This is a genomic window from Pantoea sp. Fr-CA_6 (assembly GCF_024520895.1).
GTDB classification, from domain to species: Bacteria; Pseudomonadota; Gammaproteobacteria; order Enterobacterales; family Enterobacteriaceae; genus Pantoea; species Pantoea agglomerans.
In genome coordinates this window covers 32401-46332 of the sequence record NZ_JALNPO010000004.1, presented here as the reverse complement: position 1 = coordinate 46332, position 13932 = coordinate 32401, and the positions used below count along the sequence as shown (strand labels likewise).

Sequence of the window (13932 nt, the reverse complement as noted above, 5' to 3'; positions counted from 1 at the left end):
TATCGGGGGGGATCGATGAGTACGCAAAGCACTAACGTCCGCTGGCAACTGTGGATTGTTGCCATCGGCTTCTTTATGCAGACGCTGGATACCACCATCGTGAATACCGCGATCCCATCGATGGCGCACGATCTGGGTGTCAGCCCGCTGCACATGCACTCGGTCATCGTCTATTACGTGCTGACGGTGGCGGTGATGCTGCCGGTCAGCGGCTGGCTGGCCGATCGTTTTGGCGTGCGCAACATTTTCTTCTGCGCGATTGTGCTGTTCAGCCTGGGATCACTGCTGTGCGCCCTCTCCGGCACCCTCGATCAACTGGTGCTGTCGAGAGTGGTTCAGGGGATTGGCGGGGCAATGATGGTGCCAGTGGGTCGCCTGACGGTGATGAAAATCGTGCCGCGCGAGCAGTATATGTCCGCCATGACGTTTGTCACTCTGCCCGGCCAGATTGGCCCGCTGCTGGGTCCGGCGCTGGGCGGTGTGCTGGTGGAGTACGCCAGCTGGCACTGGATCTTTCTGATCAATATCCCGGTCGGCATTGCAGGCGCTATTGCCACCCTGATGCTGATGCCCAACTACAGCATGCAGACGCGGCGCTTTGATTTCGGCGGTTTTATCCTGCTGGCCGCCGGAATGGCAACCCTGACACTGGCGCTGGATGGTCAGCGCAGCAGTGGCGGCTCTCCGCTGCTGCTGGGTGCCATGATCCTCATTGGCATGTTCTCTCTGCTGTTCTACCTGATGCATGCGCGCGGCAATGATAATGCGCTGTTCAGCCTGAAGCTGTTTGATAATCGCATCTACTCCATCGGGCTGCTCGGCAGTTTTACCGGCCGCATCGGCAGCGGCATGCTGCCCTTTATGACGCCTATCTTTCTGCAGCTCGGCATGGGTTACAGCCCGTTTCACGCCGGTCTGATGATGATTCCGATGGTGCTGGGGAATATGGGGATGAAACGCATTGTGGTGCGCATCGTCAATCTTTATGGCTACCGCAACGTGCTGGTGATGTCGACCGTGGCGCTGGCGCTGGTGGTCCTGCTGTTCCCGCTGGTGGCAATTCTGGGCTGGGTCTGGCTGCTGCCACTGGTGCTGTTTCTGCAGGGCATGGTCAACGCCATTCGTTTCTCCTCAATGAATACCCTGACGCTGAAGGAGCTGCCCGATGAGCTGGCGTCCAGCGGCAACAGCCTGCTGTCGATGATTATGCAGCTGTCGATGAGTATTGGCGTTACCGTGGCCGGGCTGCTGCTGGGGGCATTTGCTCAGGAGAGCGCAGCGAACAGCACGGCGGAACATCAGATGTTTATTTATACCTACCTTTGCATGTCGCTGATTATCATCCTGCCCGCGCTGGTGTTCTGGCGCGTGCCGCCACAGGTGAGTACCAACGTTGATTTGCGACGCCGGAGAAAAAAATGAGAGATAACCTGCGCCTGGGCATCGGGGCCAAACTGTTTATGGCGATTTTCGCCACCTGCATGCTGGTGCTGATTACCATGCACTGGGGGGTTCGCCTCAGTTTCGAGCATGGCTTTGTCGACTACATTAAGCGCGGCAACGAGCAGCGGTTAAATCTGCTCAGTGATGCCCTGGCCGATCAGTATGAGCAGCACGGCAACTGGGATTTTTTGCGCCACAACGACCGGCTGGTGTTCACCATGCTGCGTTCGCTGGAGCAGAATCCCGACAGTAACAGTCAGCTGCCGCCGCACGGCTGGCGCACCCAGTTCTGGATCCTCGATCAGCAATATAAAGTGCTGGCCGGGCCAAAATCGCCGGTGCCGCCCGAAGGCACGCGACGCAATATCACCACCAGCAATAATAAAGTGGTCGGCTGGGTCATCGGCTCGCCGCCGGAGCGGCTGACGCGCAGCACCGACATTAACTTTGATCAGCAGCAGCGGCGCACCAGCTGGATTATCGTCGGGCTGTCCACGCTGCTGGCGGCGCTGGCAACCTGGCTGATGGCGCGCGGTCTGCTGGCTCCGGTCAAACGACTGGTTGACGGCACCCATCATCTGGCGGCCGGTAATTTTGCCACCCGCGTTGAGGTCAGCAGCCGGGATGAGCTGGGCCAGCTGGCCAGGGACTTTAACCTCCTTGCCAGCTCGCTGGAGAAAAATGAGAGCATGCGCCGCGCCTTTATGGCCGATATCTCCCATGAATTACGCACACCACTGGCGATCCTGCGCGGTGAACTGGAAGCGATGCAGGATGGAGTTCGCAAACTGACGCCGGAAGCGATCGCCTCGCTACAGAGCGAAGTGGTGGTGCTGACCAAGCTGGTCGACGATCTGCACCAGCTGTCGCTGTCCGATGAGGGCGCCCTTGCCTACCGCAAACAGGCAACCGATCTGGTGCAACTGCTGGAAGTGACGGCGGGCAGCTTTGCCGAACGCTATCGTGCACACGGGCTGACGCTGAAACTCAATCTGCCCGATAACGCCCCCTTCTTTGGCGATCCCGACCGCCTGATGCAGTTGTTCACTAATCTGCTGGAGAATAGCCTGCGCTACACCGACAGCGGGGGCCGGGTTGAAGTGACGCTGAACTATGAGGCACCCAACTGGCGCATCGAGTTTGATGACAGCGCGCCGGGCGTGGATGGGGAACATCAGGCCCAGATTTTTGAGCGCTTCTTCCGCACCGAAGGCTCGCGCAATCGCGCCAGCGGTGGCTCGGGCCTGGGCCTGGCCATCTGTAAAAATATCGCTGACGCGCATGGCGGCGATATTCATGCGGCGCACTCTGATTTAGGTGGACTGAAAATCGCGCTACACTTGCGCTATGTTCCCCTTGTGTAGACGCTTATGAGCCTGGAAAACCACGACCCGCTGATTCTGGTGGTCGAAGATGAGCCGAAACTGGCGCAGCTGATGATCGATTATCTGCATGCCTCTAACTACCGTACCCATCACATCGCCGACGGTAACGCGGTGCTGGAGTATGTGCGCCAGACGCCACCCGACCTGATGCTGCTGGATTTGATGCTGCCAGGCACCGACGGTTTAACGCTGTGCCGTGAAATCCGTCGTCATTCCGAACTGCCGATTATTATGGTCACCGCCCGTACCGAGGAGATCGATCGGCTGCTGGGGCTGGAGCTGGGCGCGGATGACTACATCTGTAAACCCTTCAGCCCGCGTGAAGTAGTGGCGCGAGTTAAAACGATTCTGCGCCGGGTAAAACGGTCGGCGGAAGAGCCGCAAAGCGCCTCGTTACTTCGCGTCGATGAGAGCCGCTTCTTCGCCAGCTGGCGCGACAAGCCGCTGGATCTCACGCCGGCGGAGTTCCGTCTGCTGAAAACGCTGTCGCTGGAGCCGGGCAAGGTCTTTTCACGCGAACAGCTGCTTAACCATCTCTATGATGACTACCGCGTGGTCACGGACCGCACCATCGACAGCCATATAAAGAACCTGCGGCGCAAGCTGGAGACTCTCGATAGCGAGCAACCTTTTATCCGCGCCGTCTACGGCATGGGCTATCGCTGGGAAGCCGATGCCTGTCATTTGATCTAGTTTGATCCCGATCAATTTACTTCCCTTTTCTCACTGCCTACAATTCCGCACCTTTTGCAGGGCTTCACTGCCCTGCACCTGCCGCCTGAGGCGACATGCTGACCTGACATCAGTGAGAAAATCATGAAACCCGAACTGCTTTCCCCCGCTGGCACCCTGAAGAACATGCGTTACGCGTTTGCTTATGGTGCCGATGCCGTCTATGCCGGCCAGCCGCGCTACAGCCTGCGGGTGCGCAACAACGAATTCACCCACGAAAACCTCGCACTGGGCATCAGTGAAGCGCACGCGCTGGGTAAAAAATTCTACGTGGTGGTGAACATTGCGCCGCACAACGCCAAGCTGAAAACCTTTATTCGTGACTTAGCGCCGGTAGTGGCGATGCAGCCCGACGCGCTGATCATGTCCGATCCCGGCCTGATCATGCTGGTGCGCGACGCTTTCCCGACGATGCCGGTTCATCTGTCGGTGCAGGCCAATGCGGTCAACTGGGCCACGGTAAAGTTCTGGCAGCAGATGGGCCTGAGCCGGGTGATTCTGTCACGTGAGCTGTCGCTGGAGGAGATCGCCGAGATCCGCCAGCAGGTCCCGGAGATGGAGCTGGAAGTCTTTGTCCATGGCGCACTCTGCATGGCCTACTCCGGTCGCTGCCTGCTCTCCGGCTATATGAACAAACGCGATCCGAATCAGGGAACCTGCACCAACGCCTGCCGCTGGGAGTATAAAGTGGCGGAGGGTCAGCAGGATGAGGTGGGGAATATCGTCGGTATCCACCAGCCTGTCGCCGTACAGGATGTGACGCCAACGCTGGGCGTTGGTCAGCCCACCGACAAGGTGTTTCTGCTGGAAGAGAAGATGAAGCCCGGCGAGGTGATGAGCGCGTTCGAAGATGAGCACGGCACCTACATCATGAACTCGCGGGATCTGCGCGCGGTTGCGCACGTGGAGCGGCTCAGTGAGATGGGCGTTCATTCGCTGAAGATTGAGGGACGCACCAAGTCCTACTACTACTGCGCCCGCACCGCTCAGGTTTATCGCCGGGCGATTGATGATGCCGCTGCCGGTAAGCCGTTTGATCCCTCACTGCTGTTAACCCTGGAAGGCCTGGCACATCGTGGCTATACCGAAGGCTTCCTGCGCCGCCACACTCACGACAGCTACCAGAATTATCAGCAGGGCTTTTCGGTGTCCGACCGCCAGCAGTTTGTCGGCGAATTCACCGGCGAACGCCGGGGCGAATGGGCTGAAGTGGCGGTGAAGAATAAGTTTATGCTGCACGACAGCGTGGAGATCATGACGCCTCAGGGGAACCTGAATTGCCAGCTGGACGCGCTGCAGAATGCGCGCGGCGAACCCACCGAAGTTGCGCCGGGCGATGGCCATCGCGTCTGGCTGCGGGTGCCAGAGGAGGTGGATCTGCGTTTTGCACTGCTGCTGCGCAACTTCGATCATGGTGAAGATACCCGGGACCCTCATAATCGTTTACCAACGGAAACATTTTGAGGAAATCAGAACAGGATCACAGACCCCTGCGCAGCGCTGCTTTATAGTCCCGCCTGCTGCTAACGAGTAACAACAAACGGCAGATTTACCAGGAACCACCTCATTTACCCGCCCGGCTCCCCCGTGCGGGTTTTCTTTTTTCTCTCTTTCGCCAATAATTTACTGCTGGCAGCTGTGTTATAAATCCCTTCTTACTCTGTAGATCTTCAAGGAACGCAAAATGGATAATAAACCGCTTACGCTGCTCATCCTGAATGGGAAAGGCGCGGGTAATGATGATCTGCGCGAAGCTATTACGACCCTGCGTGAAGAAGGCTTCGACATTGCGGTGCGTGTCACGTTTGAAAAAGGTGACGGCGATAGGTACGTCAAAGAGGCCATAGCGCTGCAGGCCGCGACCGTGGTGGCGGGTGGCGGCGATGGCACCATCAATGAAATTGCGACAGCGCTGGCTTCTTCTGAAGCGGATCATCGTCCGGTGCTGGGCATCCTGCCGCTGGGTACCGCCAACGATTTTGCCACCAGCGTCGGCATCCCGGAAGAGATGGAACCGGCACTGCGACTGGCGATTCAGGGCAAAGCCAGTGCCATCGATCTGGCCAGGGTAAACCAGAGCCACTACTTCATCAATATGGCGACCGGCGGGTTTGGCACCCGTATCACGACTGAAACCCCGGAAAAGCTGAAGTCGGCGCTGGGTGGCGTCTCCTACTTTATTCACGGCCTGATGCGCATGGATACGCTGAAACCGGATACCTGCGAGATCAGCGGCCCCGATTTCGCCTGGCAGGGTGATGCGCTGGTGATCGGTATCGGTAATGGTCGTCAGGCGGGCGGCGGTCAGCGGTTATGCCCTTCTGCCCTGATCAACGATGGCAGACTTGACGTCAGTGTTGTTACCGCGCAGGAGTTGCTGCCTACCCTGCTGCACTCGCTGACCGGCGACGATGACAATCCCGGCATCGTCACCACGCAACTGGAGTCACTGACGATCCGTTCTCCGCATGAGATGACCTTTAACCTCGATGGCGAGCCGCTTTCCGGGCGCGAATTCGTGATTGAGGTGATGGCGGGCGCGCTGAGCTGCCGCCTGCCGCCGCAGTGCGCGCTGCTTGCCTGAACCGACATCAGGGGCGAAAGCCCCTTTTTTATTGCTGCAAATAGCGCCTATTTTGTTCGTAACATTCCCCCTGCTGCCTCGCTTTATGACGCCTTAATCGCCGTTTTCAGACAATGTAAACACTCTGTGATTCCGTTCACAACTCTGCCACCCTAACTTGTATGGTAGTATTAAAGAGCGTACTTTTTCATCATTGAACGCTGACTTAAGGCAACCAGGATGAAAATTGTTAAGGCAGAAGTATTTGTAACCTGCGCAGGCAGAAACTTTGTCACCGTAAAGATCACCACCGATCAGGGTCTGACCGGCATTGGCGACGCAACGCTGAATGGCCGTGAATTACCGGTCGCCTCCTACCTGAAAGATCACGTCTGCCCGCAGCTGATTGGACGCGATGCGCATCAGATCGAAGACATCTGGCAATATTTCTACAAGGGCGCTTACTGGCGTCGTGGCCCGGTCACCATGTCCGCTATCTCGGCCGTCGATATGGCACTGTGGGATATCAAAGGCAAAGCCGCCAATATGCCGGTGTATCAGCTGCTGGGTGGCGCATCACGCACCGGCGTGATGGTCTATTGCCACACCACCGGCCACTCTATTGATGAAGTGATGGATGACTACGCGAAGCACAAAGAGCTGGGCTTCAAGGCTATTCGCGCGCAGTGCGGCGTCCCGGGCATGAAAACCACCTACGGCATGGCGAAAGGCAAAGGTCTGGCCTATGAGCCTGCAACCAAAGGTAACTGGCCGGAAGAGCAGCTCTGGTCAACCGAGAAATACCTCGATTTCACCCCGAAACTGTTCGCCGCCATCCGTGACAAGTTTGGTTTCGATGAGCACTTGCTGCATGACATGCATCATCGCCTGACGCCAATTGAAGCGGCGCGTTTCGGCAAGAGCGTGGAAGATTATCGCCTGTTCTGGATGGAAGATCCGACGCCTGCTGAGAATCAGGAGTGCTTCCGCCTGATCCGCCAGCATACCGTTACGCCGATTGCCGTGGGTGAAGTGTTCAACAGCATCTGGGATTGTAAGCAGCTGATTGAAGAACAGCTGATCGACTACATCCGCACCACCATTACGCATGCGGGCGGCATTACCGGTATGCGGCGTATCGCTGATTTTGCCTCGCTCTATCAGGTGCGCACCGGCTCGCACGGTCCTTCTGATCTCTCCCCTGTCTGCATGGCGGCTGCACTGCACTTTGACCTCTGGGTGCCGAACTTCGGTGTGCAGGAGTACATGGGCTTCTCCGAACAGATGATGGAGCTGTTTGATGCTAACTGGACCTTTGACCAGGGCTACATGCATCCAGGCGACAAACCCGGTCTCGGCATTGAATTCAACGAGAAACTGGCGTCGAAATATCCCTATGAACCTGCCTATCTCCCGGTCGCCCGTCTTGAAGATGGCACCCTGTGGAACTGGTAAGGAGAAGCTGATGAAAAGCGTTGTTATTGAACAGCCGGGTGAACTGGTGGTGGCTGAACGTCCGCTGCCACAACCTGCGGCGGGCGAAGTCCGGGTCAAAGTGGCTTATGCCAGTATCTGCGGCTCTGATGTGCATATCTGGCACGGGCATAACCCGTTCGCGAAATATCCACGGGTAATTGGTCACGAATTTTTCGGCGTCATTGACGCGGTGGGCGACGGTGTTGATCCGGCCCGGCTGGGCGAACGCGTGGCGGTGGATCCGGTGGTGAGCTGCGGCAGCTGCTATCCCTGCTCGGTGGGCCGTCCCAATGTTTGTACCACACTGCAGGTGATTGGCGTGCACCGTGATGGCGGCTTCAGCGAGTTTGCGCTGGCTCCGGCAAAAAATGCCTTTTCCCTGCCGGACAGCATCCCCGATCGGCTCGCCAGTCTGGTTGAGCCTTTCACTATCGCCGCCAATATCACCGCGTTTCTCAAACCGCAGCCAGACGATGTGGCGCTGATTTACGGTGCCGGTCCGATGGGGCTCACTGCGATTCAGGTGCTGAAGGGCGTCTATAAGGTTAAAAAGGTGATGGTGGTGGATCGCCTGCCGGAAAGGCTGGCACTTGCAGAGCAGAGCGGTGCGGATCAACTGTTCGATAACAGCGAAATCCCGCTGGCGGCACAGCTTGAGGGCGTGCAGCCTACGCTGATTATCGACGCGGCCTGCCATCCCACCATTCTGGCTGAAGCAGCTGCCCTCGCCTCACCGGCCGCGCGCATTGGCCTGCTGGGTTTCTCCGGCGAGCCGTGCAGCATTACTCAGCAGAGCCTGACCAGCAAGGAGCTGTCGCTGTTTACCTCACGTCTTAACAGCAATCGTTTCCCCCAGGTGATCGAATGGATGGAAAAAGGGTTAATCCAGCCAGAGAAACTGGTCACGCACTACTTCCCGCTGCAGGAGATTGAGCGTGCGATGACCCTGTTTGAAAAAGATCCGCGCACCTGCTGCAAAGTCATACTTCAGATGGGTTAATTATCCGCTGAACACCAGGTCTCCTCAGCCGGTGCGTACCCGCCGGCATGACTATAAAGATAAAACAGATCACGGAGTTTGTATGTTCAAGAATCTGCGCTGGACCCTCGTTTTGCTGCTGTTCCTGGTTTACATGATTAACTACCTCGATCGTGTCGCCCTGTCGCTGACGGTGCCGCTGGTGGAAAAAGATCTGGCGATCAATGCTGAGCAGTTTGGCATGATCTTCGGCAGCTTTTTCTTTGGCTATGCCCTGTTTAACTTCCTTGGCGGCCTTGCCACTGACCGCTATGGCCCTAAAATCGTGCTGGCCGTGGCGGTAGGTGCCTGGTCCATTTTCTGCGGCATGACCGCACTGGCCACCGGCTTCTGGTCACTGCTGATCCTGCGTGTGCTGTTCGGCATGGCTGAAGGCCCGATCTGCTCCTCGGCCAACAAAGCGATTAACGGCTGGTTCCCGAAAAAACAGGCCGCGACGGCCATGGGCTTACTGAGTGCCGGATCACCTTTAGGTGGTGCGGTCGCTGGCCCGATCATTGGTTATCTGGCGCTCGCCTATGGCTGGCGTCCGGCGTTCGTGATTGTCTGCTGCATCGGTCTGGTGTGGATGGCGTTCTGGCTCTTCTTCGCCGCTGACAATCCGGCGAAGAGCAAGCGCGTCAGCGAAGAGGAACGTCTGCTGATTGATCGCCTGAAAGCAACGAACCCGAATGATGAAGTTGATCTGTCGGAAACGTCACATCCGTTTGGCTACTACCTGCGCCAGCCGATTATCCTGGTCACCGCTTTTGCCTTCTTCTGCTACAACTACATTCTGTTCTTCTTCCTGAGCTGGTTCCCGGCCTACCTGGTGCAGGCGCACGGCCTGGATATCAAATCAATGAGCATCACCACCATGATCCCGTGGATCGTCGGTTTCGTTGGCCTGGCGCTGGGTGGCTGGATCTCCGATAAGATCTTTAACATCACCGGCAAGCTGTTGTTGTCCCGCAAAATTGTGCTGGTGGTCTCACTGCTGGCCGCCGCAATTTGTGTGGCGCTGGCGGGTACGATAAAAGATGTGGTGCCTGCGGTAATTATGATGTCGGTGTCGATTTTCTTTCTCTATATCACCGGCGCAATCTACTGGGCGATTATTCAGGATGTGGTGCACAAGAGCCGTATCGGCAGCATCAGCGGCTTTATCCATCTGGTGGGTAGCCTCTCCGGCATCATCGGGCCCATCGTCACCGGGTTTATTGTTCATCACACCGGTAAATTCGATAGCGCCTTTATCCTGGCGGGCTGTGTCGCCGCGCTGGGTGCCTTCCTGGTGTTATTTGTGATTCGCAGTCCGAAAACCCAGGATAAACCGGTTTCGGTCTGAGTGTTGTTTCGCTAACAGATGTATGATTTCGGGGCGCTTTGCGCCCCGTTTGCCATAAGGATGGACTATGTTACAGATTGATCGCCTGCCCGCTGAGGTCAAGCGCCCCGCTTACGACCGCAGCCAGTTAAAAACCCGCATGGTACATATCGGTTTTGGTGCATTTCACCGCGCCCATCAGGCGCTCTGCAGCGATAAGCTGGCTGAACAGGGCAGCGACTGGGGTTATTGTGAAGTGAACCTCAACAGCGGTGCGTTGATTGAGGCCCTGCGAGAGCAGCAGCTGCTTTATACCCTCACCGAGATGGCCGATGATTCATTGCATACCCGGGTGATTGGCGTCATTACTCAGGCACTGCACGGCAAAAGTGATGGTATTGAGGCGGTGATCAATGCCATGAGCCAGCCTGAGGTGGCGATTATCTCCATGACCGTCACCGAGAAAGGCTATTGCCACCAGCCTGCCAGTGGCAATTTAAATCCCGATCACCCTGACATCGTGCATGACCTGCAGAATCCGCATTCGCCGCGTTCGCTGCCCGGTCTGATTCTGGCCGCGATTCGCCGCCGACGGGATCAGGGTTTACCTGCCTTTAGCGTGATGTCCTGTGACAACATGCCGGAAAATGGTCACGTGACCCGCAACGTTGTTGTGCAACTGGCACAGCATCAGGATCCGGCCCTGGCAGACTATATTCAGCAACACATTACCTTCCCCTCCACCATGGTGGATCGTATCGTTCCGGCCATGACCGATGCAGCGTTTGCGGCACTAAGCGAGCGTCTGGGTTCCGACGACCCGGTTGCGGTTGAAGCGGAGCCCTTCTTTCAGTGGGTGATTGAAGATAACTTCGTCAATGGCCGTCCGGCGTGGGAAAAAGCGGGCGCAGAACTGGTCAGTGACGTTCTGCCCTATGAAGAGATGAAACTGCGCATGCTGAATGGCAGCCACTCTTTCCTGGCCTATCTCGGCTTTCTGGCCGGTTATGAGTACATCAGTGACTGCGTGGCCGATCCCCATTTCCGCGCCGCCGCCCGTTCACTGATGATTGATGAGCAGGCGCCGACGCTGCGTACCCAGGGCGTGGATCTCAACGCCTACGCCGATTCGCTGATCGCCCGTTACGAAAACCGTGCCATTAAACATCGTACATATCAAATCGCCACTGACGGATCGCAAAAATTGCCACAACGCATGCTCGACAGCCTGCGCTGGCATCTGCAGCGCGGCAGCCGCTGCGACCTGCTGCTGCTGGGCGTGGCGGGCTGGATGCGCTATGTCGGCGGCGTCAATGAGCAGGGTCAGCCGATTGAGATCCGCGATCCGCTGAAAGCCACGCTGGCAGAGACGGTTGCCGGTAGCGAAGAAGGCGAAGCGCGTGTCCGTGCACTATTGGGTCTGCGCGACATCTTTGGCGACGATCTGGCGCAGAACGCCGATCTGGTGGCCCGACTGACGACGTATTACCAGCAACTGACGACTCAGGGCGCGCGGGCGACGGTGCAACAGTGTATGAGCCAGGCATAACAGCCTGGTGACAAAGCGCTGGCGCAGATGCAGCGCGCTGATTAGACTGACACTTTCCCATCGCGCTGGCCCCGGCCAGCCGTAATATGGATATTGCTGCATGTCGATCGCCTATTCCATTACTACCAGCGAACCGGTAAATCAGCAGATTTACCGGTATCTGCGCAAAGATATCGTCACCTGCGCAATTCAGCCGGGCTCGCTGCTCTCGGAAAAAGAGGTGTCCGCGCGCTTCAACGTTTCACGCCAGCCGGTGCGTGAAGCGTTCATCAAGCTGGCCGAAGCCGGACTGGTACAGGTATTGCCGCAGCGTGGCACTTTCGTGCGCAAAATCTCCGCTAAGCGGGTGGCGGATGGCCGTTTTATCAGGGAGGCAGTCGAGGTGTCGGTGGTTCGCCGTGCGGCACTGGAGATTGATGATCCGGCTCTGATGGCGCTGGAGCATAACCTGCAGCTGCAGCGCATGGCCGCTGAGCGGCATGACAGCCAGGCTTTTCTCACTCTGGACGATGAGTTTCATCGCCTGATTGCTGAAAGCATCGACTGTAAGCTGGCCTGGGAAACGGTGGAGAACATCAAAGCGGCCATGGACCGGGTGCGGTTTCTGACGCTGAGTGAAGTCTCTCCACCGGACAAGCTGATTGAGCAGCATGAAGAGATTTTTGCGGCGCTGAAGCGTCATGACGCCGATGCAGCCGAAGCGGCAATGCGTCGTCATCTGCAGGAGATGATCTTCTCTATCACCCCGATTGCCGAGCGTAACAGCGCCTGGTTTGAAGCACCCTGAACCTGAAACCGCCCGCACCACCTGATTACCAGGTCGATGCGGGCCTTCATCGTTACCACCATTGATGAAAATGGTGAACCGGCCCGATACCCTTCCCGACCTCCAGCGAATCCGCCTGCAGCAGCGCCTGCTGTAACCAGTTTTTGGCTTCCCCGATCGTCTCTGCCCAGTCAGCATGACGTGGTCGCAACGCGGCTAAGGCTGCCGACAGCGTACAGCCGGTGCCGTGCGTATGACGGGTATTCACGCGCGGCGTACTGAATCGCTGCTCTGCTGAGTGCGTGATCAGCCAGTCCGGGCTCTCTGCCGCCGCAAGGTGACCGCCCTTCATCAGCACGGCCTGACAGCCCAGTGCCAGCAATGCCCGTCCCTGCTCGCGCATTTCCTTTTCATCTGCCGCAATGGCGCAGTCCAGCAACGCCGCCGCTTCCGGCAGATTAGGCGTGATCAGCGAGACCTGCGGCAATAACAGCTCCCGAACACTGGCTACGGCGTCTGGCGAGAGCAGCGCATCACCACTTTTCGCAACCATGACCGTGTCCAGCACGATAAACGGGATTGCCGCATTGCTCAGCCGGGCCGCAACCTGCTCCACGATAGCTGTTTCTGACAGCATGCCAATTTTTGCGCTGTCGATGCGTACATCACTGAGCACCGAATCGAGCTGGGCGGCAACAAAGTCAGGCGTAATGCGATAAACCGACTGCACGCCGCAGGTGTTCTGTGCCACCAGCGCGGTGATGACGCTGGTGCCATAGGCTCCCAGAGCTGAGAAGGTTTTCAGATCGGCCTGAATACCAGCGCCGCCGCTGGGATCGGTACCCGCAATCGTCAGAGCGTTAATACGCTTCATGATTACCCTCCAGCGTCCAGAGTGCATCGATAAACGCCGTAGCAAAGCTGCCGGGTCCGGCAGCCTGCGCCGCCGCCTTTTCACCCGCCAGCGCCATCACCTGACAGGCGGCCGCGACATTCATCAGCCGATCGCCAGCCAGAGAGCTGAAACCCGCCACCACTGCCGAGAGGGCGCAGCCGGTCCCGACTACCCGTGTCATTAAGGGTCTTCCTCCGTGTACAGCAAGGAGTCGCTGACCATCGGTGGCGTAGTCCACTTCACCGGTGACGACCACCAGCGTGCTCCAGGTTTCCGCGAGCTGTTGGGCCGCATCGAGTGCTGCATCCGCCTGATGCAGCGTGTCGACACCGCGCCCGCCGCTGGCCTGTTGTGCCAGCGCCAGAATCTCTGACGCATTCCCCCGAATCACCGCCGGTTGCTGGCTTAACAACTGCTGGCAGAAGTCACTGCGCAGCGTCAGCGCGCCGACGGCAACCGGATCGAGTGTCCAGGGCGTGCCCGCCTGATTAGCCGCGGTGACGGCAGCCTGCATCGCCTGCTGGCGCTCGCGGGTTAAGGTGCCCACATTAATCAGCAGTGCATCGGCGATGCTACTGAACTGGGCGGCCTCAGCGGCATCGATCACCATCGCCGGTGAGGCATGGAGTGCCAGCAACACGTTGGCGGTGAAGTTCTGGACCACGTCATTGGTCATACAGTGCACCAGCGGTGACTGGCGGCGGAAAGCGTGCAGAATGGGCGCGAAGTGCGCGGCAGAAAGGTGTTGAGATTGATGTGTCATCGTAGCTCCCAACCG

The 13932-nt window shown here is 57.9% G+C and carries 12 protein-coding genes; 10 read left to right on the top strand and 2 right to left on the bottom strand.

Translation table 11 applies throughout. From position 1 onward, the window contains the following. Window positions 1–15: 15 nt before the first annotated feature. The 10 genes from NR201_RS08830 (at window position 16) to NR201_RS08785 (ending at window position 12280) form a co-directional block, all read left to right on the top strand. The gene (locus NR201_RS08830) at window positions 16–1422 is read left to right on the top strand and encodes an MFS transporter (protein ID WP_033767823.1); all 1407 of its coding nucleotides are present in this window, start codon (window positions 16–18) and stop codon (window positions 1420–1422) included. Next, window positions 1419–2807 carry a two-component system sensor histidine kinase BaeS gene (baeS, locus tag NR201_RS08825; protein WP_010670989.1) on the top strand — a complete coding sequence of 463 codons (1389 nt, stop codon included), beginning with the start codon at window positions 1419–1421 and terminating at the stop codon, window positions 2805–2807. Before NR201_RS08830 ends, baeS begins: the two co-directional genes overlap by 4 nt. 6 nt (window positions 2808–2813) lie before the next feature. Further along, window positions 2814–3521 (top strand): two-component system response regulator BaeR, encoded by a 708-nt coding sequence (gene baeR / locus NR201_RS08820; protein WP_010248188.1) that lies wholly within the window; start codon window positions 2814–2816, stop codon window positions 3519–3521. Window positions 3522–3641: 120 nt separating this feature from the next. Beyond that, window positions 3642–5024 carry a tRNA 5-hydroxyuridine modification protein YegQ gene (yegQ, locus tag NR201_RS08815; RefSeq protein ID WP_033772224.1) on the top strand — a complete coding sequence of 461 codons (1383 nt, stop codon included), beginning with the start codon at window positions 3642–3644 and terminating at the stop codon, window positions 5022–5024. Window positions 5025–5244: 220 nt separating this feature from the next. Continuing rightward, complete coding sequence (gene yegS / locus NR201_RS08810) at window positions 5245–6144, top strand: lipid kinase YegS (RefSeq protein ID WP_033772226.1); 900 nt, start codon at window positions 5245–5247, stop codon at window positions 6142–6144. Between the two features lie 219 nt (window positions 6145–6363). Further along, a complete protein-coding gene (gene manD, locus NR201_RS08805) occupies window positions 6364–7578 on the top strand; it encodes a D-mannonate dehydratase ManD (RefSeq protein WP_010670990.1) in 1215 nt (404 codons plus the stop codon). Window positions 7579–7588: 10 nt separating this feature from the next. Then, window positions 7589–8599: a Zn-dependent oxidoreductase gene (locus NR201_RS08800; RefSeq protein ID WP_256849668.1), complete on the top strand. Its 1011-nt coding sequence runs from the start codon at window positions 7589–7591 to the stop codon at window positions 8597–8599. An 82-nt stretch (window positions 8600–8681) separates the two neighbouring features. Further along, entirely contained in the window at window positions 8682–9965 is a 1284-nt protein-coding gene (locus tag NR201_RS08795) for an MFS transporter (protein ID WP_010248200.1), read from the top strand. Between the two features lie 67 nt (window positions 9966–10032). Next, window positions 10033–11493: a mannitol dehydrogenase family protein gene (locus NR201_RS08790; RefSeq protein ID WP_022625032.1), complete on the top strand. Its 1461-nt coding sequence runs from the start codon at window positions 10033–10035 to the stop codon at window positions 11491–11493. A 100-nt stretch (window positions 11494–11593) separates the two neighbouring features. Beyond that, window positions 11594–12280 carry a GntR family transcriptional regulator gene (locus NR201_RS08785; RefSeq protein WP_256849667.1) on the top strand — a complete coding sequence of 229 codons (687 nt, stop codon included), beginning with the start codon at window positions 11594–11596 and terminating at the stop codon, window positions 12278–12280. Window positions 12281–12332: 52 nt separating this feature from the next. On the opposite strand, the gene thiD is transcribed toward NR201_RS08785, so the two are convergent. Then, complete coding sequence (thiD, locus tag NR201_RS08780; protein WP_010670993.1) at window positions 12333–13133, bottom strand: bifunctional hydroxymethylpyrimidine kinase/phosphomethylpyrimidine kinase; 801 nt, start codon at window positions 13131–13133, stop codon at window positions 12333–12335. After that, window positions 13120–13917, bottom strand: coding sequence for a hydroxyethylthiazole kinase (thiM, locus tag NR201_RS08775; RefSeq protein WP_256849666.1), 798 nt, complete (start codon window positions 13915–13917; stop codon window positions 13120–13122). Before thiM ends, thiD begins: the two co-directional genes overlap by 14 nt. Window positions 13918–13932 lie beyond the last annotated feature (15 nt).